Source organism: Micromonospora sp. NPDC048835 (assembly GCF_040649995.1).
Lineage (GTDB): Bacteria > Actinomycetota > Actinomycetes > Mycobacteriales > Micromonosporaceae > Micromonospora.
The window spans coordinates 78514-96038 of record NZ_JBEZGM010000007.1; the positions used below are offsets into that span (position 1 = coordinate 78514).

The window sequence follows — 17525 nt, forward strand, 5'->3', positions numbered from 1 at the left end:
TCAGTGGACGGCGACAGACGGCTCAGCCGGCTCCTCGCGCTGCTGGACCAGCGGCAGCGCCGGCGCCAACGCCAGCGCCATGCACAGACCGCCGATGGGGAGCAGGTCCAGGGTGACCACCGGCAGGACGATGCCGGCCAGGAGCAGTGGCACACTCCACCACGGTAGCCGCCGTCGGGCCGCGAGCATGCCGGTGAGGACGAGCAGGCCGACGAAGAAGAGCTGCGGTACGACGTCGTAGAAGGCCACCTCCACGCCGGGGATGTCCTTGAAGTCGGCGGCGAGCCGCGACATCTCCGTCCGGTCCTCGGCCAGCAGACCCTCCACGATGTCCGCGCCGAACTGGACCATCGTCGCGGCGAGACCGACCAGGGCGCCGGCCACCACACCGGTGCGCCACGGGCTGCCCGGCAGCAGGCGGGCCAGCGCGAGCACACCCGGGACGAAGCACACCATGCCGGCGAGAGCGACCAGGTGTGCGGCCTGCCAGTCGAACCCGGGGCCGTACGCCCCGTCGGACCTTCCCCACAGCCGGACCAGGCCGTAGGCGACGATGCCGACCGGGCCGGCGATGACGAAGAGCGCAGCGCGTTTCATGCCAGCCAGCATGTGGCCGCCGGCGGCTGCCGACCTCCGGGAGCTTCCCCCGGTCGGCCCCGGATCTCGTCTCAGGTCTTTCACCGATGAACCCCGAGGCGCGGCTCACCGTTCGCTGATGAGCGGGGCGTAGTCGCTGCGGGTGAGCGGTCTGCTGGACAGGGAGCCGTCGGCCCGGGGCACGCCGAGCGGCCTGCCGTCGCGGAGGAAGGCCACGGTGGTGACGTCCTCGCGGCTGGTCAGGGTGCAGACGATCTGACCGAAGGCGAGCACCTCGTCGCTGCGGCCACCGTCGTGGGCCGGCTCGTCCACCGCGACCAGGGCCTGCGTCCCGGTCACCGTCGCGCCGGCCGCGTTGACCGCGCCCGGCAACGCGCTGGTCAGATCGTCGTCCCGTTCGACGCCGCTGGGCCCGGCGAGCAGGTGCCGCAACTGGTCCGCGATGGTCGGTGGACGGTCGACCCGCCGGACCACGGGGACGATGCGGTTGTCCCGGATCAGGCAGAGCGTCTCGGCGGCCGGGCCGGCCGGTGCGGTGGTGTCGGCGGGTGCCGCGCTGGGCAGCGGCCCGCGCGGGGGCGGCACCGCCCGGGGGGCGTCGTCGGTGGGGACGCCACAACCGGCGAGCAGCACGGCGAGCGTCAACGGAACGAGACGACGGTGCCTCACGACAGGCTCCCCGGCAGGGTCACCCGGAAGCAGGCGCCGCCACCCGGCCGGTCGGCGACCGTCACCTGCCCCCCGTGTGCGGCGGCGTGCTGGGCGACCAACGCCAGCCCGAGGCCGGTGCCGTCACCGGCGCCACGGGTGTGGGCGGCTCGCCCCCGGACGAACCTGTCGAAGATCGCCTCGCGATCCTCCACCGGCACACCCGGACCGTCGTCGTCGACCTCGATGACGCCGCTGTCACCGTCCGCGCCCAGGCGTACGGCCACCGGGCTGCCGCCGTACGTGACCGCGTTGTCGAGCAGGTTCGCCAGGACCTGGGCGATCCGCCGTCGCTCGACCCGCCAGGTCGGCGGGACGCCCGGTGCCAGGCGGACGAGCGCGGGCGACAGGGCGTACCCGTCGCAGGTCTCCCGGGCCAGCTCCACCACGTCCACCCGGGCACGGTGCGCGGGCTGGTCACTGCGGGCCAGGTCGATCAGGTCGTTGACGAGACGCTGGAAACGGTCGATCTCGTCGGCGACGAGGCCGGCGGCGGTGGCCGTCCGCTCATCCTGGTGTTCGCGGCGGCGGGCCAGGACGCTTGCCGCCGCGGCGAGGGTCTGCAACGGGGACCGCAGCTCGTGGCTGACGTCGGCGGCGAAGCGGCGGTCCCGTTCGATGCGGTGCGCCAGCCGATCGACCATCTGGTTGAACGACGAGGAGAGGCGGGTGAGGTCAGGGTCGGTGGCCGGGTCGAGCCGGGCGGTGAAGTCACCGGCGGCGATCTTCTCGGCCGCGTCGGCTACCGCCGTCAGCGGTCGCAGCCCGTGCCGGGTGGCGTACCAGGCGAGGGTGGCGCCGGCCCCGGCGACGAGCACCGCGACACTCGTCAACGCGAGGGCCAGGACCCGGAACGTCTGCTCCAACTCGCGCAGCGAGTTGACCTCGAAGTACGTCGCGGACGCGGACAGCGGCACCCCGACCACCAGGGCCGGTTGCCCGTCGACGCGTACCCGCTGCACGGCCGGCTCGCCGGCGGCGACGACCCGCAACAGCTCGGCGGGGATGGCGGAGGTCGTGCCGGGATCGGCGGCCCGCGCGTACCACTCGCCGTTGAGGTGCAGCACCGGCCGACGGCTGCCGCCGGTGTCCAACGACCGGAGCACCTCCACCACGTCCGGGGTGTCGGTGTCGAGGCCGGTCCGCACCACGGCGGCGTCGAAGTAGGCGGCCCGCAGGGCGATGCGTTCCCGGTCGTCGAGCAGGGAGCGGCGGGTCAGGTCGTAGGAGATCAGGGCCATCGACGCGGAGAGCAGGAGCGCGCCGACGGCGAAGGCGGCGGTCACCCGGGTACGCAGGCCGAGGCGTCTCATCGCTGCAGCTTGTAGCCCAGGCCCCGCAGGGTGACCAGGTGCCGGGGGTTCGCCGGGTCGGGTTCGATCTTCTGCCGCAGACGGCCCACGTGCACGTCGACGAGCCGTTCGTCGCCGCTGTCGTACCCCCAGACCCGTTGCAGCAACTGCTGCCGGGACAGCACCCGGCCGGCGTGCTCGGCCAGCTCACAGAGCAGCCGGAACTCGGTGCGGGTGACGGTGACCTGCTGGCCGGCGCGGCGCACCTCCCCCGCCTCCGGGCTGATCTCCAACTCGCCGAAGGCGACCGCCGGCACGGGCTCCGGCACCGCCGACGCGGCGACCGGGCGGGCGCGGCGGCGCAGCGCCCGCAGGCGGGCGGTCAACTCCCGGATCGCCACGGGTTTGACCACGTAGTCGTCGGCGCCGGCTTCGAGCGCGGCGACGATGTCGTCGGTGTCGTCGCGGGCGCTGACGACCACGATCGGAACGTCGTCGTCACGGCGCAGTTGCCGGATGCACTCGAAGCCGTCCAGGCCGGGCAGCATCAGGTCGACGAGCACGTAGTCGGCCGGGTGGTGGCGTTGGGCCCGCAGCCCCTCCTCGGCGGTGGCCGCGCCGAGGGCGTCGTAGCCCTCGTCCTCGAGTGCCAGCAGCAGCGCGAGCCGGATGCGGTCGTCGTCCTCGATCACCAGTACGGCCGTCATCCCGGAATCATCCTCGGCCAACCGTCGGGCGGCCAACCGTGTCAGCCGGCCAGCCGTTTTGTCACACAACTGTCACAGAGCCTTGCAGTGATCGCCAACCCCGCCCCGCACGGTGGGGGAAGGAGCGAGGGCTGACGGAGAGAGGGGTACGGCAATGGCGACGCCGGTGCTGCCCGCGAGGTACACGCTGCCGCTTGTCGAGGTCAGCGTCACCGAACTCGACCTGGGCTGCCTGCCGGAGGTCGGCGCGGTGTTCGACCGACTGCTCGCGCTGCGCCCGGCACGGGTCGTCGTCGACCTGTCCGACTGTCGGCACGTCGACGCGGCCGCCATCGGCCTGCTCCTCGACGTGCACCGGCGGCTGGCCCGCGCCGACGCGGCCCTCACCGTCCGCAACCCGAACCCTCGGGTCCGGCGCATCCTGCACATCGCCCGCCTGGATCAGGTGCTCTCGATCGTGAGCGAGGAAGGACCACCAGCATGACCGTCGTCCCGGACGAGTATCTGATGACCCTGATCTGTGACACCTGCGGCGAGACCATCCGCGGCACCGCGTGCGTGCTCCCCGACGCCGAAGTCGTCTGGACCCTGGTGGCCGAGCACGGCTGGAGCGGCTCCCCGTTCGCCACCGGGCCGCACCGCTGCCCGCACTGCAGCCTGCTGCCACCGTCGACAGGCGGCCGCACGTCGTGCGACGACCATGGCCCCGGCGGCATCCTCGGCATCGACCACCTCGACGGCACGACGGTCATCGCCGCCACGGGTGACATCGACCTGGACACCGGCGACAACCTGCGCACGGCGCTGCGGCACGTGGCCGAGGTGGGCGGGCACGTCGTGGTCGACCTGAGCGGGGTGCACATCATCGACTCGACAGGCCTCGGTCTGCTCGTCCGCGCCCACCGTGACGCCCGCGAACGCGGGGTCACGCTCTGCCTCGCCGCGCCGTCGCGGTTCGTCCGCACCGTCCTGCACACGATGCGTCTGGACAAGGCCTTTCCGATCTTCGACAGCCGCGACGACGCCCTCGCCCAGTTGTCCGACGGAGGCGAGAGGACCCACCCCGAGGGTCACGTGGTGACCGTTCCACGTTGACGGGCAGGCGGCGGGAGACCGGGTGGCGAGCATGTCTCATGCTGGAGTGGTGATTCGTTTCGTACTGAATGTGCTGTGGCTCATCTTCGGCGGAGGTCTCGTGCTGGCGATCGGCTACGGCATCGCCGCGCTGATCTGCTTCGTCCTGGTCGTCACCATCCCGTTCGGCGTCGCGTCGCTACGCCTCGCGGTCTACTCGCTCTGGCCCTTCGGCCGCACCCTGGTGCCCAAGCCGGGCGTGGGCGTCGGCTCCGGCCTGGCGAACATCCTCTGGGTGGTGCTCGCGGGTTGGTGGCTCGCGCTCTCACACATCCTCGCGGGCATCGCGCTGTGCGTGACGATCATCGGCATTCCGTTCGGCATCGCCAACTTCAAGCTCGTCCCGGCCGCCTTCTGGCCGCTCGGCCGTGAGGTCGTCGACGTGCCCTGAGGTCGTCGACGTGCCCTGACCACGGAAAACGGGAGACCACTGGTCTCCCGCCACTTCTAACTTATAGCGCACTGGGGGGCTTGCGGCAAGACCCGGTTTATGACGCAGAATCGTCGGCCGAGGCCAGATTCTGCCGAAATGGAAGTCATGAATTGGATTCCTTGCCCACCTCCGTGTTCGCACTCCCCGATCACCTCTCCGCCAAGGCCGACCCGGCGCTGATCGCCCACGACGAGCGGCACTTCGCGGCCATGGCGCGGAGCCTCGCGCAGCTGAGCGCCGAGCTGTCCGACCGCTTGGACACCGCACGCCGGGCGCCCGGCGGCAAGGGTCGGCAGGCCGTCGACCGGGACGAGGAGGTCCGCCGGCTGACGGCCCGGCTGCGCTCGCTGAGCCGCTACGGGCTGGACCTCTGCCTCGGCCACGTGGTCGAGGCGGACAACCCCGAGCCGGTGTACGTCGGACGTCGCGGCCTCACCGACAGCACGGGTCGGCGGCTGCTGCTCGACTGGCGCTCCCCCGCCGCCGAGCCGTTCTTCGGCGCGACCCACGCCAACCCGATGGGCCTGGCGAGTCGCCGCCGGTACCGCTGGACCCGCGGCCGGATCAGCGACTACTGGGACGAGGTGTTCACCCCGGACGGGTTCGTGGGGCACGCCGTCGCGCTCGACGACCAGTCCGCGTTCATCGCCAGCCTGGGTGGCGCCCGGTCGACCCGGATGCGCGACGTGCTCAGCACGATCCAGGCCGACCAGGACGCCATCATCCGCGCGGGGTCGGCCGGCGCCCTCGTCGTCGACGGCGGTCCGGGTACCGGGAAGACCGTCGTCGCCCTGCACCGCACCGCGTACCTGCTCTACTCCGACCCGCGCCTCGGCCAGCGTCGGGGTGGGGTGCTCTTCGTGGGGCCGCACCAGCCCTACCTGGCCTACGTCGCCGACGTCCTGCCCAGCCTGGGGGAGGAGGACGTGCAGACCTGCACCCTGCGCGACCTCGTCCCCGAGGGGGCCACGGCAACCGTCGACACCGACCCGGAGGTGACCCGGCTGAAGTCCTCGGCGGAACTGGTCCGGGCCATCGACGCGGCCGTCCGGTTCTACGAGGACCCACCGGCCGCCCCGATGACGATCACCGTCGGCGACCGCGACGTCCGCCTCGGCGCCGACGACTGGGCCGACGCGTTCCAGGCGCCCGGTCCCGGCACCCCGCACAACGAGGCGCGCGAGGAGATCTGGGAGGAGTTGCTCACCATCCTCGTCGAGCGGTACGACGGGGACGAGCCGGACGACGTCATCCGCGCCTCGCTGCTGCGCAACCGGGAGCTGCGGGCTTCGGTCAACCGCGCCTGGCCTCTGCTCGACCCGGCCGACCTCGTGGGTGACCTGTGGTCGGTGCCCGCGTACCTGCGCCGGTGCGCGCCGTGGCTCAGCCCCGAGGAGGTCCGCACGCTGCAACGCGACGAGCCCCGGGCCTGGACCGTGGCCGACCTGCCGCTGCTGGACGCGGCGCGGCAGCGGCTCGGTGACGCGGAGCGGTCGGGGCGCATCCGTCGGCGCGACCCGGCTGCCGCCGTCGAACGCGAGCACATGGCCCGGGTCGTCGACGAACTGCTCGCGGCCGACACCTACGACGACGGCGAGGGCCTGCTGGCGATGCTGCGCCAGCAGGACATGCGCGACGTGCTGGCCGAGGGTTCCGCGCTGCCGGAGGCCGACCCGGACCTGCTGGCCGGCCCGTTCGCGCACATCGTCGTCGACGAGGCGCAGGAGCTGACCGACGCCCAGTGGCAGATGCTGCTGGCCCGGTGCCCGTCGCGCAGCTTCACCATCGTGGGAGACCGCGCGCAGGCCCGGCACGGGTTCACCGAGTCGTGGCAGGAACGCCTCAAGCGGGTCGGGCTCGACCGGGTCACAATGGCCTCGTTGAGCATCAACTACCGGACGCCCGCCGAGATCATGGCGCAGGCCGAGCCGGTCATCCGGGCCGTACTCCCCGACGCCAACGTGCCGACCTCCATCCGCGGCAACGGGCTGCCCGTCGTCCACGGATCGGTCGCCGACCTGCTGTCGATCCTCGACACCTGGCTCGCCGCGCACGCCGAAGGGATCGCCTGCGTGATCGGCGACCCGACGTTCCCGCCGACGTCCCGGGTCCGGTCGCTGAGCCCGGAGCAGGCCAAGGGCCTCGAATTCGACCTGGTCGTCCTCGTCGACCCGGAGACGTTCGGCACCGGCATCGAGGGGGCGGTCGACCGCTACGTCGCGATGACCAGGGCGACCCAGCAACTCGTGCTCCTGGCCAGCGGCTGAGGGTGTAACGTCGCGCTCTTCGGCTGCCGCGCCGCCGGAGTCCGCGAAGGGGCATCCCCATGATCCAACCCACGCCCCCACGGCGTCGACTCGACGCCGCACTGGCCCGTCTCGCCATCACCTTCCGTGGGATGACCGCCCGTCCCGACGACGGCAACTGCGAGTGCCACTGGGGCAGTGCGGAAGAACTTGCCCTGCTCAAGACCCCGGACGTCGAGCTGGACCCGGACCTGCTGCGTCGCACCTACTGGGCCGGCGACTGGGGCTTCCCCGCCGCCATGCTGCGCCGGATCCTGCCTCAACTCGCCGCGGTCCTGGTCAGCGGCGAGGTGGAGCGTCTGGCCAGCATGGACCATGCGGGCCGAGCATTCGCGCTCGGCCGCTGGCAGCAGTGGCCCGCCGAGCAGTCGACGGCGATCCGCGAGTTCCTGGACGCCTGGTGGGTCGTCACGCTCACCGACCCAGACGCCGAGGTGCCGCCGCACGCGGTGCTGGCCATGCTCGTGGAAGCCTCTGGCGTGCTCGACCGTTGGCTCGACGCCTGGGCGACGGCAACCAGTCCCCTGGCGAACCAGCGGCTCGCCGAGGCGTTCGGAGAGTGGGAGTACGACCTGCTCTGCGACGATCTGCCGTGGAGCACCTGGGAGCTCACGGACGACGAGAAGGAGAGTCTCCGCGTGGAGCTCACCGCCTGGCTGCTCCAGCACGCCCCGGCCCGGCTGCGGATGATCGGCGCCGACCCGAAGCGGCTGCGCCGGATCAGACTGCTCGGCCTCGCCGGCCCGGCCCGCTGGGACGACCCGCACTGGCCGGACCTCGGCCGCTGACCGGGCCGTCCCACCGCTCATCCCAGCAGCGCCGCCCAGGGGCGGCCCTGCTGGGATGCCGGACCTAGTTGCCCAACGTGACGTGGAGAATTTTCTCGTTGCTGTTGTTCGGGGTGCTGTCCTTGTCGCCCTGGGTGGTGGTGGTCAGCCACAGACCGCCGTCCGGAGCCGGCTCCACCGTCCGCAGCCGCCCGTAGGTGCCGCTGAAGTAGGTCTGCACGTTCGTCAGGCTGGTGCCGCTGATGACCGCGCGGTACATCCGAGCACCTCGGGCACAGGCCACGTATAGCGCGTCGCGGACGATCGCGATGCCGGAGCAGGACCCTTCGGCGGTGGGATAGGTGCGGGCCGGGGCGATGAAGCCGGCCGTACCGCAGCTGCCACTGGTGCCCTCGCACGCCGGCCAGCCGTAGTTGCCGCCCTTGGTGATCAGGTTGGTCTCGTCCATGACCGAGTTGCCGAACTCCTGCTCCCACAGTCGGCCCTGCGAGTCGAACGCCAGCCCCTGCGGGTTGCGGTGGCCGTAGCTCCACACGTAGTTGCCGAAGGGGTTGTCCGAGGGGACGGTGCCGTCCGGGTTGAGTCGCAGGATCTTGCCTTCGAGGGCCGAGCGGTCCTGGGCGTAGTTGCCATTCTGGGCGTCGCCGGTGCTGGCGTAGAGCTTGCCGTCCGGGCCGAACCGCAGGCGGCCACCGTCGTGGTACTTGTTGCGTCGGATGCCGCTGAGGAGCACCTGCTCGCTCGCGGTGTTGAGTCGCCCGTTCTCCAGCCTGATCCGGACGATGCGGTTGTCGCTCGGCGAGGTGTGCATGATGTACAGCCAGCGGTCACTGGAGTAGCTGGCCGAGATGGCGAGCCCCAGCAGGCCACCCTCACCGTCGGTGCTCTGCACGTTCGGCACGGTGCCCAGGTTGGTCTTGGCCCCGGTGGCCGGGTTGAGCTGGATGATGTCGTGCGCGTCGCGGCGGTTGTAGAGGACGCTGCCGTCGGGAAGCGTCGCCAGGCCCCACGGGATGTCGGTGTCGGTGGTGACCTGCCGCACCCCGCACACCGGGTTGGCACACGCCGCGCCGGTGGTCACCGTCGCGGTGCCGCTGCGCGACGACGCGTTGTCCTGCGCGTCGCGGGCCACCACGTAGTACTGGTACGAGGTGTTCGCCGCCAGGCCGCTGTCGGTGAACGTGGTCGCCGGCGGCGCGCCGGTGACCGTGCCCACCTTCACGCCAGCCCGGTAGATGTCGTACGCCCGCACCCCGATGTTGTCGGTCGACGCGGTCCAGCGCAGCGTCACCGTGGTGCCCGAGGCGGTGCCGGTGAGCTGCTGCGGCGCGGTCGGTGGCTGACTGTCGGCCTGGCAGGGCGGTGGGGTGATCGAGACTGTGGCACTGGCCTGCGACACGTTGCCGGCGGCGTCGCGGGCGTTGACGTACAGGCCCCAGGTCGCCCCGGCGACCACCGTCAGGTTCGCGGAGAGCGTCGTGCCGCTCACCGACGTCATCAACTGACCGTCGTGGTAGATGTCGTAGAAGGCCACCGCGACGTTGTCCGTCGACGCGTTCCACGCGAACGTCACCGAGTTGCAGGTCAGGCCGCTGACCCGAGGGCTGCCCGGTGTCGTCGGCGGCTGGGTGTCCGCGCTGCCGAAGGACGTCGTCCACCGTTGGTTGGACTGCCCGTTGCAGGTCCAGAGACCGACTGTGGTGCTGTTGGCGGTGCCCGCGCCGTTCACGTCCAGGCACAGGCCGGACTGGACGCCGACGATGGTCCCGGCGGTGGTGATCCGGAAGCGTTGGTTGGCACCCCCGGTGCAGGTGTTGATCTGCAGCGCGGCCGGGGCGGTGGTGTCCTGACCGACCACGTCCAGGCACATCGTGTCGCCGTAGACCCGCAACTCGCCACTCGCGGTGAAGGTCCACGCCTGGTTGGCCTGACCGTTGCAGTCGTAGATGTTGATGCCGGCACCGGCGGTCGGGGTGTTGCCGACCACGTCCAGGCACCGTCCGCTCGCGACGCCGACGACGCTCGACGGTGCCGCGGCGGCTGCCGGCACACCGACGGCCAGGCTCAGCAGCGTCACCGCCGCCACCGCCGCCGGCAGCAGCCGTCGTGGGTGGCGTGGGCTTCTCCGCGCGATGACTCGCATCTGTCCTCCAGGGTCAGGGCACCCACCGGCCCACCCGGACGACCATGCGCCCGAACACGCCGAACGAGTACATTGACCATCAAAGATGTGGTCGACGCACAAGTCAAACGATGTCCCTCGATCGGGGGCAAACCCCCAGATCGGTGTACGTGACGGTACTCAACTGACCACCGTCGGTGCACCCGGTCCTCCTCCTCAGGTCGTAGGCGCATTGCCATCCTGCGCCAGATGGATCGGGGCGCTCGCTCGAAGAGGCTTGTTCCAGGGCATCGGGTGACGCCGCACGGACCTGTTCCGGGACACCCGTTCGCCCGGGAAGGCACCGACCGACGATGCGTCCGCTCTCTGTTCTCTCCGCCCGCCCACTCCGAGCCGCGCGGCCCACCGTCCGGATCGCCGCGGCGGTGGCGACCACAGTGGTCATCACCCTGACCGCCGCCGGCTGCGGCACGCCGAGCAGACCCGCGCCACCCATCCACGCCCCGGCGGCGCCGGTCGCCGCGAACGGGGCAGGCCCGGCCCTGACCGACACCGACGTCGACGCCTGGCTCGACGGCCTGCTGCCGGCCGCGCTGGACCGCACCGACATCGCGGGAGCCACGGTCGCCGTCGTCAAGGACGGCAAGATCGTCACAACCCGGGGGTACGGGTACGCCGACACCGGCGACGGTGACAGCGGAGCGGTTCCGGTCGACCCGGACCGGCACCTGTTCCGGATGGGATCGGTGTCGAAGCTCGTCACCGCGACCGCCGTACTGCAGCTCGTGCAGAGCGGGAAGCTCGACCTCGACGCCGACGTCAAGACGTACCTCGACTTCGACCTGCCGCGCCGCTACGAGCGGGCGGTGACCCTGCGGCACCTGCTGACGCACACCGCCGGCTTCGAGGAGCGGATCGCCGGCCTCATCGGCACCGAGGGCGGCGACGTCGACCTGCGCAGGGCCCTGATGACCGACCCGCCGGAGCAGATCTACGAGCCCGGCACCGTCCCCGCGTACTCCAACTACAGCAACGCGCTCGCCGGTTACATCGTCCAACGCGTGAGCGGTACCCGCTTCGAGGAGTACGTCCAGCGCAACGTCCTGGACCGCGCGGGCATGCCGTCGTCGACCTTCGAACAGCCCCTTCCGGCGGCCCTGCGCGACCGGATGTCCAACGGGTACGACACCTCCACCGGACCCGCCGCGCCGTTCGAGATCGTCGGTACGCCTCCGCCCGGCGCGCTGAGCGCCCCGGCGACGGACATGGCGCGGTTCATGCTCGCCCAACTCGGTGAGCAGGTGGGCTTCGCGCCCCTGCTGGACCGACCGACCCGCGAGCTGATGCAGCGGCCGGCGCTCGACGCGACGTCGTTGGGCACACTCGCCGACGGGCCCCGGATGACGCTCGGGTTCTTCGCCGAGGACCGCAATGGCCACCGTATCCTCGGCCACGGCGGCGACACCAAGTACTTCCACTCCCACCTGCAGATCTACCCCGACGACCGGGCCGGCATCTTCCTCTCCCTCAACAGCAACGGCTCCGGCGCCCTGGACAGCCACGAGCTTCGCGAGTCGATCGTGAACGGCTTCGCCGACCGCTACTTCCCCGCCCCCGACGGCGCGTCGACCGCCGGCGTGGATCCGGCGACCACCGCCAGGCACGCCGCGCTCGCCGCCGGCACGTACGAGTCCTCACGAGCGGTGCGGAGCAACTTCCTGACGGCGATCGGCCTGGTCGGTCGGACCACGGTCAGCGTCGCCGACAACGACCGGTTGCTGGTGCAGCCGGGCCCCCTCTCCGACGCCCCCGCCCTGTACGAGGAGGTGGCGCCCTGGGTGTGGCGTGAGGTCGGCGGGCAGCGCACGATCGCCATCCGGGCCACCGACGACCGGATCGAGGCGATCAGTTTCGACTCCGCGTTCGCGTTGCTGCCGGTCGAACCGGCCCGCGCCTCCACGGTCGCCATTCCGGTGCTCGTCCTGTCGACGGTCGTGCTGCTCCTCGCCGTCCTGTCCTGGCCGGTCGGCGCGATCGTCCGCCGTCGGCTCGGCGGGGCACCCCGGGAGCGGGCCGGGCGCACCGCGCGCATCCTGAGTCGCCTCGCCGTCGCCGGCACGCTGCTCGCGTTCGCCGGTTGGGTGCTGAGCATCGGCAGCATCATGAGCCTCCAGGACGTTCCCGCCGCCGCCCTGCGCACCATTCAGGTGCTGCAACTGGTCGGTCTGCTCGGAGTGCTGCCCGCCACCGTACGGCTGGTGGACGACATCCGACGCCACGTCGGATGGCGACGGATCGCCGGCAGCGGCCTGGTCCTGCTCGCCCTCGCCGGCGCGGGTTGGTTCGCCGTGGAGTTCCACCTGCTCGCGCCTAACATCTCCTACTGACCCACCCGACCCGGGACGATCCGGAGCAAGGATGCGCACCGCATGAGGGACGACGCCCACCTCGAACCCGGCACACCAGGACTGACGACGTGGCTCGACGGACGACTCACCCGCCTCGGGGTGACCGGGGTGTTCGCCCGGGACTGTCTGCTGGCGACGGTGCTGACCGTCGTGACGTTCACGCTGCTGACAGTGCTGTTCTGGTTCGTGGCGCCGGAGGAGGGGGTCTCGTTCGACCCGACGTGGGCCTGGCTGCTCGTCGCCATCTGCTGCGCGCAGGCGATGCTGCTGTGCCTGCGTCGGGTCCGGCCACTGCTCTGCCTCGCGCTCGTCGTCGGTCTCCAACTGCCCATCATCGTCGTCTCGCTGCCCGAGGCGACCATCCGGGGCATCGCCCCGTTCGTCGTGGCGTACACCGTCGGGTCGTTGCTGCCGGTTAGGCGGGCGCTGCTTGCCGTCGGCGCGGTCGTGGTGACGGAGTCGATCGCGGCCGCCGTGGTGGTGACCCCGGATCTGGTGACGGCCGCCGCGTACGTCTCGGCGAGCGCCCTGACCTACGCCAGCGCCACATTCGTCGGCGGTTACGTGGCCACCTACCGCCGCTACGTCGAGTTGGTCCGGGTGCGGGCCGACGAGGCGGTCCGCGAGCAGCGCACGAAGGTCCAGGCGGCGATCGGCGCGGAGCGCTCCCGGATGGCCCGGGAGCTGCACGACGTGGCGGCCCACCACCTCTCCGGCATGGTCGTGCAGGCGGCGGCGGTGGAGCGGCTCATCGACCGGGACCCGGCCGCCGCGAAGGCCGGCGTGGCGTGGATCCGGAGCCAGGGCAAGGAGACCCTGGACAACCTGCGGCTCGTCGTCGGTGTCCTGCGCGGCCGGCCGGGGCACGAGGGCGCCGACGGTGCCGTCCCGGTGCCGGGGCTGGGCATGCTCGACGACCTCGTCCGCACCGCAGGCACCCTCGCCGGCCCGGTGGAGTTCGTCCGGGAGGGCGAGCAGCGCGAGGTGTCGCCGATCGCCGACGTCGCGCTCTACCGGATCGCGCAGGAGTCACTCAGCAACGCCCGTCAGCACGCCCCGGGCGCTCCGGCCCGGGTGGTGCTCCGCTTCGAGCCCCGCTCGGTGTCGCTCGAGGTGGTGAACGAACCCGCCGCGCCACGACGCGTACCGGCGGCGCGTACCGGCGGCGTCGGCCTGGTCGGTATGCGCGAGCGCGCCCAGCTCATCGGGGCGGCGTTCACCGCCGGCCCGACGGCGGCCGGTGGCTGGTCGGTCGCCGCGACTCTCCCGACGAACGGTCCCGCCACCTCGCTGTCCACGGAAGAGGCCCCGGCATGATCAGAGTGATGCTCGTCGACGACCAGGCGGTCGTCCGCGCCGGCTTCCGCGTCATCCTCGAACAGGACGGCGAGATCGAGGTCGTGGCGGAGGCGTCGAGCGGGTCCGCCGCGGTCGAGCTGGCCCGCCGGCTGCAACCGGACGTCATCTGCATGGACGTCCGGATGCCGCACGGCGACGGCCTCACCGCGACCCGGCAGATCGTCGCCGAGGCGACCGGGACGCCACCGGCGGTGCTCGTCGTGACGACCTTCGACCTCGACGAGTACGTCTTCGGCGCGTTGGAGTCGGGCGCCAGCGGTTTCATCCTCAAGGACTGCGAGCCGGAAGAGCTGATCGAGGCGATCCGTCGGCTCGCGAACGGGTACGGGCTCGTCGACCAGGCCGTCACCCGTCGGGTGATCTCGGAGTTCGCCAGGCGTACGCCCGCTCCCCGCTCGGACGCGGCGGCGGCACACCAGCTGACCGCGCGGGAAACCGAGATCGTGGAGCTGCTCGCGCAGGGCCTGTCGAACGTCGAGATCGCCGAACGGCTCTACATCGAGACCAGCACGGTCAAGTCGCACCTCGGGCGTGCGATGGCGAAGATCGGCGCGCGGGACCGGCTACAGACCGTCGTGTGGGCGTACCAGAACGGGGTGGTCCAGCGGTGAGGCGGTAAGCCTGTCGTGCCGCCGACCCGCCGTCGAATGTGGACACCGCCGGAGTACCATCCCGCTCGTACCGCTGTGATGACCTCCAGCTCTCGACCCCTCGATAGGAGCCTGGCATGGCCGGTCCGGACCCCGAACTCGCCGCGAAACTCCAGCCCGACGTACCGCACGCGGCGCGGATCTGGAACTACTGGATGGGCGGCAAGGACAACTTCCAGTCCGACCGGGCGGCCGGCGACGCCGTCGCCGAGGTCTACCCGGAGATCGTCGTCATGGCGCAGCAGTCCCGGGTGTTCCTGGTGCGGGCGGTGCGCTACCTCGCGGCCGAAGCGGGCATCCGGCAGTTCCTGGACATCGGCACCGGCCTGCCCAGCATGCAGAACACGCACGCGGTCGCCCAGGGCATCGCGCCCGACTCCCGCATCGTCTACGTGGACAACGACCCGATGGTGCTCGTGCACGCGCGGGCGCTGCTGGCCAGCACGACGGTGGAGGGTGTCACCACCTACGTTCCCGCCGACTACCACGACCCGGAGAAGATCCTCGCCGAGGCGGCGCAGACGCTCGACTTCAGCCAGCCCGTCGCCGTGATGTACATGGGCGTGATGGGCTACGAGCCGGACCTGGCCGAGGTGCGGTCGATCGTCGAGCGGACGATGGCCGCGATGCCGTCCGGCAGCTACCTCGTGCTCTGGGACGGCACCGACACCAGCCCCGAGGTGGTCGCCGGCGCCGAACGGCTGGCGCAGAGCGGCGGGGTCCCGTACATCCTGCGCAGCCCGGAGGAGCTCGACAGTTGCTTCGCCGGGCTGACCAAGGTGGAGCCCGGCCTGGTGCCGATCCCCCGGTGGCGGCCGGAGGACCCGGACGCCGTCGGCATCGACGCCTACGGCGCAGTGGCCCGCAAACCCTGACCGGCACGACGTCCGCCCTGCTCCCGCCAACGCGCTCTGGGAGCGGGGCGGACGTCGTTCACCCGGCGCAGCTCATGGTCAACCCGTCGGGGACCGCGCTCGTCGTCCCGAGCAGACCGAAGGTGGTCGCCCCGTCCAGCGCCAGCACCCCGTTGTAGGGGGCGTTGCGGACGGTGACGTCGGCGCCGACGGTCTCGGCCACCCCACGCCAGACGGTCTGGATCTGCTCGTCACCGGACCACCGCCAGGACACCCGCCAGTGATCCAGCGGTAGCGTCCCGGTGTTGCTGACCGTGACCGTGGCGACGAAACCGTTGCCCCAGCGGGCGTCGATCGTGGCCGTCGCCCGGCACGACGTCAGCGCGGCGGTCCGCGCCGGCCCGATCGAGTAGGGGTCACGTTTGCCGTCCGGGTCGGTGAACCGGTACCAGTACTCCGTGTCGGGCGTCAGGCCCCCGATGGTCACCGTGCCGCTGCGCTCCGGCCCGGAGACGGCCGAGGCCACCGGCGTCCGCCACTGTTGGGCGTCCTCGCGGCTGGCGAAGAGGCTGACGGTCATCGGCGGGTCGTAGCCGCAGGGCGGCCGGAAGAAGATCGAGTACGAGATGGTCACGCTCGTGGTGGTGACGCCGGAGACATTCGCGCTGATCGGGAGAGCCGGTGGGCAGGTCGGTGTCGGCCCCGGCGCCGGCGTGGTCGCCAGCGTTGGCGTGAGCGTCGCTTCGGCGGCGGTGATCGTCGCCCCGGTCACGGCGGCAAGCGCCAGGGTGGTGACGGCGAGGAACATGCGAAGCATCGGTACCTCCGTGATTGCCGGGCACCGATGACCGAGGTGGAAGCCGGTGCCGCGCTCGGGCTTCCGGTCGGCGACGAGGCTGCCCGGCGCGGGTGACAGGGCCACCCCGCGCGCCCCGCGGACCGGAGGAGATCTGGTGCGCGCTGGCTCCCCGAGCACGACCGAACCCCAGCATGGCAGTCGACGGCCATCGATACAACCCGATCCCGCGCCGTCATTGGGGAGACGTGTCGACCCGCACCCGATCGCTCTCCCCGTCGGAGAGGAAGGCCGCCACCGCCTGCCCCTGCTCGACCACGGCATCCCGCTCAGGCCGGGAGAGAGCGCGCAGCGGGCTCACCGTCACCGTGCCCGACTCGACGCGCCAGGTAGCCGTGACCCGACCGTCGACGAGCACCACGCGTTCGCCGGCCACCGAGAGCAGACGGTGCGCGTCGTCGATGATCCGGCTGCGGTCGTCGTAGCCGAGGATCGCGTTGTCGAACGCCGGCAGGAACCGCACCGGGGCGGGTGTGCCCGGGTCGGGGCGGGGCGCGTCGGGAAGGTCGATCAGCTTGCGACCACGCTCGTCGCGGAAGGTCACCAACTCGTCGCGCAAAGCGGTCACCGCCGCCGGCAGCCCGGCGAGCCCGCACCAGGCGCGCAGGTCGGCGGTGGTCGCAGGGCCGAACGCGGCCAGATAGCGGCGGACGAGCACCTGGCCGACCGGGTCGGCAGCGTCCCCGGTCGGCGCGGCGACGTCCCGACCCAGCCACGCGGAGAACAGGGCATGTCGCACGCCACCCTTCGCGCGCCATACCCCGCGCGGTGGCAGTTGGACCAGCGGGAGAAGCGCGACAGCCATCTCGCCCAGGGCCCGTGGCCCCGCCGCCGGCCAACGCTCGGCGAGCGCCCGCCCGATCTCCGGCATCGAACGTGGCGCACCGTCGGCAAGCACCTCCCGGGCGACTGCGGCGAGGTCGTCGAGGTCGACACCGGCCAACTCGCCGCGGTAGACCCCGAGCACGCGTTGGCGCAGCATGGCGTCGTGACGGCCGCGCCAGGCCACGGCGTCGTCGGCGACGAGCAGGTGGACGGTGCGGCGCATGAGGTGGGTACGCACCACGTGTCGCTCGGTCAGCAGGGTCGAGAGCACCGTCGGGTCGAACGCGGACAGCCGCGACCACAGCCCGATGAACGGCTCCTGCGGCTCCTGGGCCTGTAGGCCACCGAGGTGGGCGACGGCGTCCAGGGCCGGCAGGTCGGCGCGGTCGAGCAGCAGTTGCCGGGCGAGCGTCGCGCGGTTGAGCGCCCGGGTGTCGAGAACGGTCATGAGGTCCCTTCGGCCGGCCCCATTATCCGACCTGGGGC

Annotated in this window: 16 protein-coding genes; 9 read left to right on the forward strand and 7 right to left on the reverse strand. The window is 71.8% G+C overall.

Annotated elements, in window-relative coordinates; all coding sequences use genetic code 11:
- The 4 genes from AB0C15_RS10930 to AB0C15_RS10945 form a co-directional block, all read right to left on the reverse strand.
- The gene (locus tag AB0C15_RS10930) at positions 1-597 is read right to left on the reverse strand and encodes a hypothetical protein (RefSeq protein WP_357350975.1); all 597 of its coding nucleotides are present in this window, start codon (positions 595-597) and stop codon (positions 1-3) included.
- A gap of 105 nt (positions 598-702) precedes the next feature.
- The gene (locus AB0C15_RS10935) at positions 703-1266 is read right to left on the reverse strand and encodes a GerMN domain-containing protein (RefSeq protein WP_357350977.1); all 564 of its coding nucleotides are present in this window, start codon (positions 1264-1266) and stop codon (positions 703-705) included.
- Complete coding sequence (locus tag AB0C15_RS10940) at positions 1263-2618, reverse strand: HAMP domain-containing sensor histidine kinase (RefSeq protein WP_357350979.1); 1356 nt, start codon at positions 2616-2618, stop codon at positions 1263-1265. Before AB0C15_RS10940 ends, AB0C15_RS10935 begins: the two co-directional genes overlap by 4 nt.
- Positions 2615-3304 carry a response regulator transcription factor gene (locus AB0C15_RS10945; protein ID WP_357350981.1) on the reverse strand — a complete coding sequence of 230 codons (690 nt, stop codon included), beginning with the start codon at positions 3302-3304 and terminating at the stop codon, positions 2615-2617. Before AB0C15_RS10945 ends, AB0C15_RS10940 begins: the two co-directional genes overlap by 4 nt.
- Before the next feature lie 154 nt (positions 3305-3458).
- Between AB0C15_RS10945 and AB0C15_RS10950 the strand changes: the two genes are divergently transcribed.
- The 5 genes from AB0C15_RS10950 to AB0C15_RS10970 all read left to right on the forward strand — a co-directional run bounded on the left by AB0C15_RS10950 (position 3459) and on the right by AB0C15_RS10970 (position 7965).
- Positions 3459-3788, forward strand: coding sequence for an STAS domain-containing protein (locus AB0C15_RS10950; protein ID WP_357350983.1), 330 nt, complete (start codon positions 3459-3461; stop codon positions 3786-3788).
- Complete coding sequence (locus AB0C15_RS10955) at positions 3785-4399, forward strand: STAS domain-containing protein (protein WP_357350985.1); 615 nt, start codon at positions 3785-3787, stop codon at positions 4397-4399. Before AB0C15_RS10950 ends, AB0C15_RS10955 begins: the two co-directional genes overlap by 4 nt.
- 49 nt (positions 4400-4448) lie before the next feature.
- Positions 4449-4829 carry a YccF domain-containing protein gene (locus tag AB0C15_RS10960; RefSeq protein ID WP_357350986.1) on the forward strand — a complete coding sequence of 127 codons (381 nt, stop codon included), beginning with the start codon at positions 4449-4451 and terminating at the stop codon, positions 4827-4829.
- Positions 4830-4990: 161 nt separating this feature from the next.
- Positions 4991-7138 carry an RNA polymerase recycling motor ATPase HelR gene (helR, locus tag AB0C15_RS10965; RefSeq protein WP_357350988.1) on the forward strand — a complete coding sequence of 716 codons (2148 nt, stop codon included), beginning with the start codon at positions 4991-4993 and terminating at the stop codon, positions 7136-7138.
- 59 nt (positions 7139-7197) lie between these two features.
- Positions 7198-7965 carry a hypothetical protein gene (locus AB0C15_RS10970; RefSeq protein ID WP_357350989.1) on the forward strand — a complete coding sequence of 256 codons (768 nt, stop codon included), beginning with the start codon at positions 7198-7200 and terminating at the stop codon, positions 7963-7965.
- Between the two features lie 64 nt (positions 7966-8029).
- Here the strand turns inward: AB0C15_RS10970 and AB0C15_RS10975 are convergent, their stop codons facing one another.
- Entirely contained in the window at positions 8030-10108 is a 2079-nt protein-coding gene (locus tag AB0C15_RS10975) for a PQQ-dependent sugar dehydrogenase (protein WP_357350991.1), read from the reverse strand.
- Positions 10109-10440: 332 nt separating this feature from the next.
- Between AB0C15_RS10975 and AB0C15_RS10980 the strand changes: the two genes are divergently transcribed.
- From AB0C15_RS10980 to AB0C15_RS10995, 4 genes are all read left to right on the forward strand, one after another.
- A complete protein-coding gene (locus tag AB0C15_RS10980) occupies positions 10441-12474 on the forward strand; it encodes a serine hydrolase domain-containing protein (RefSeq protein WP_357350993.1) in 2034 nt (677 codons plus the stop codon).
- Positions 12475-12516: 42 nt separating this feature from the next.
- Positions 12517-13812 (forward strand): histidine kinase, encoded by a 1296-nt coding sequence (locus AB0C15_RS10985; protein WP_357350995.1) that lies wholly within the window; start codon positions 12517-12519, stop codon positions 13810-13812.
- Positions 13809-14465 carry a response regulator transcription factor gene (locus AB0C15_RS10990; RefSeq protein ID WP_357350997.1) on the forward strand — a complete coding sequence of 219 codons (657 nt, stop codon included), beginning with the start codon at positions 13809-13811 and terminating at the stop codon, positions 14463-14465. The genes AB0C15_RS10985 and AB0C15_RS10990 overlap by 4 nt, the downstream gene beginning before the upstream one ends.
- 116 nt (positions 14466-14581) lie before the next feature.
- Positions 14582-15379: an SAM-dependent methyltransferase gene (locus tag AB0C15_RS10995; protein ID WP_357350999.1), complete on the forward strand. Its 798-nt coding sequence runs from the start codon at positions 14582-14584 to the stop codon at positions 15377-15379.
- Positions 15380-15437: 58 nt separating this feature from the next.
- Here AB0C15_RS10995 and AB0C15_RS11000 read toward each other — a convergent pair whose 3' ends face one another.
- Both AB0C15_RS11000 and AB0C15_RS11005 read right to left on the reverse strand, forming a co-directional pair.
- Entirely contained in the window at positions 15438-16175 is a 738-nt protein-coding gene (locus tag AB0C15_RS11000; protein ID WP_357351002.1) for a cellulose binding domain-containing protein, read from the reverse strand.
- Positions 16176-16389: 214 nt separating this feature from the next.
- Positions 16390-17487, reverse strand: coding sequence for a winged helix DNA-binding domain-containing protein (locus tag AB0C15_RS11005; RefSeq protein ID WP_357351004.1), 1098 nt, complete (start codon positions 17485-17487; stop codon positions 16390-16392).
- Positions 17488-17525 lie beyond the last annotated feature (38 nt).

Excerpts from the sequence above, each read along its gene's own strand:
- AB0C15_RS10940 (WP_357350979.1), bottom strand. The coding sequence starts at position 2,618 with ATGAGACGCCTCGGCCTGCGTACCCGGGTGACCGCCGCCTTCGCCGTC.
- AB0C15_RS10995 (WP_357350999.1), top strand. The coding sequence starts at position 14,582 with ATGGCCGGTCCGGACCCCGAACTCGCCGCGAAACTCCAGCCCGACGTA.
- AB0C15_RS10990 (WP_357350997.1), top strand. The coding sequence starts at position 13,809 with ATGATCAGAGTGATGCTCGTCGACGACCAGGCGGTCGTCCGCGCCGGC.
- AB0C15_RS10930 (WP_357350975.1), bottom strand. The coding sequence starts at position 597 with ATGAAACGCGCTGCGCTCTTCGTCATCGCCGGCCCGGTCGGCATCGTC.
- AB0C15_RS10950 (WP_357350983.1), top strand. The coding sequence starts at position 3,459 with ATGGCGACGCCGGTGCTGCCCGCGAGGTACACGCTGCCGCTTGTCGAG.
- AB0C15_RS10980 (WP_357350993.1), top strand. The coding sequence starts at position 10,441 with ATGCGTCCGCTCTCTGTTCTCTCCGCCCGCCCACTCCGAGCCGCGCGG.
- AB0C15_RS10955 (WP_357350985.1), top strand. The coding sequence starts at position 3,785 with ATGACCGTCGTCCCGGACGAGTATCTGATGACCCTGATCTGTGACACC.
- AB0C15_RS10975 (WP_357350991.1), bottom strand. The coding sequence starts at position 10,108 with ATGCGAGTCATCGCGCGGAGAAGCCCACGCCACCCACGACGGCTGCTG.
- AB0C15_RS10985 (WP_357350995.1), top strand. The coding sequence starts at position 12,517 with ATGAGGGACGACGCCCACCTCGAACCCGGCACACCAGGACTGACGACG.
- AB0C15_RS10970 (WP_357350989.1), top strand. The coding sequence starts at position 7,198 with ATGATCCAACCCACGCCCCCACGGCGTCGACTCGACGCCGCACTGGCC.
- AB0C15_RS10945 (WP_357350981.1), bottom strand. The coding sequence starts at position 3,304 with ATGACGGCCGTACTGGTGATCGAGGACGACGACCGCATCCGGCTCGCG.
- AB0C15_RS11000 (WP_357351002.1), bottom strand. The coding sequence starts at position 16,175 with ATGCTTCGCATGTTCCTCGCCGTCACCACCCTGGCGCTTGCCGCCGTG.
- AB0C15_RS11005 (WP_357351004.1), bottom strand. The coding sequence starts at position 17,487 with ATGACCGTTCTCGACACCCGGGCGCTCAACCGCGCGACGCTCGCCCGG.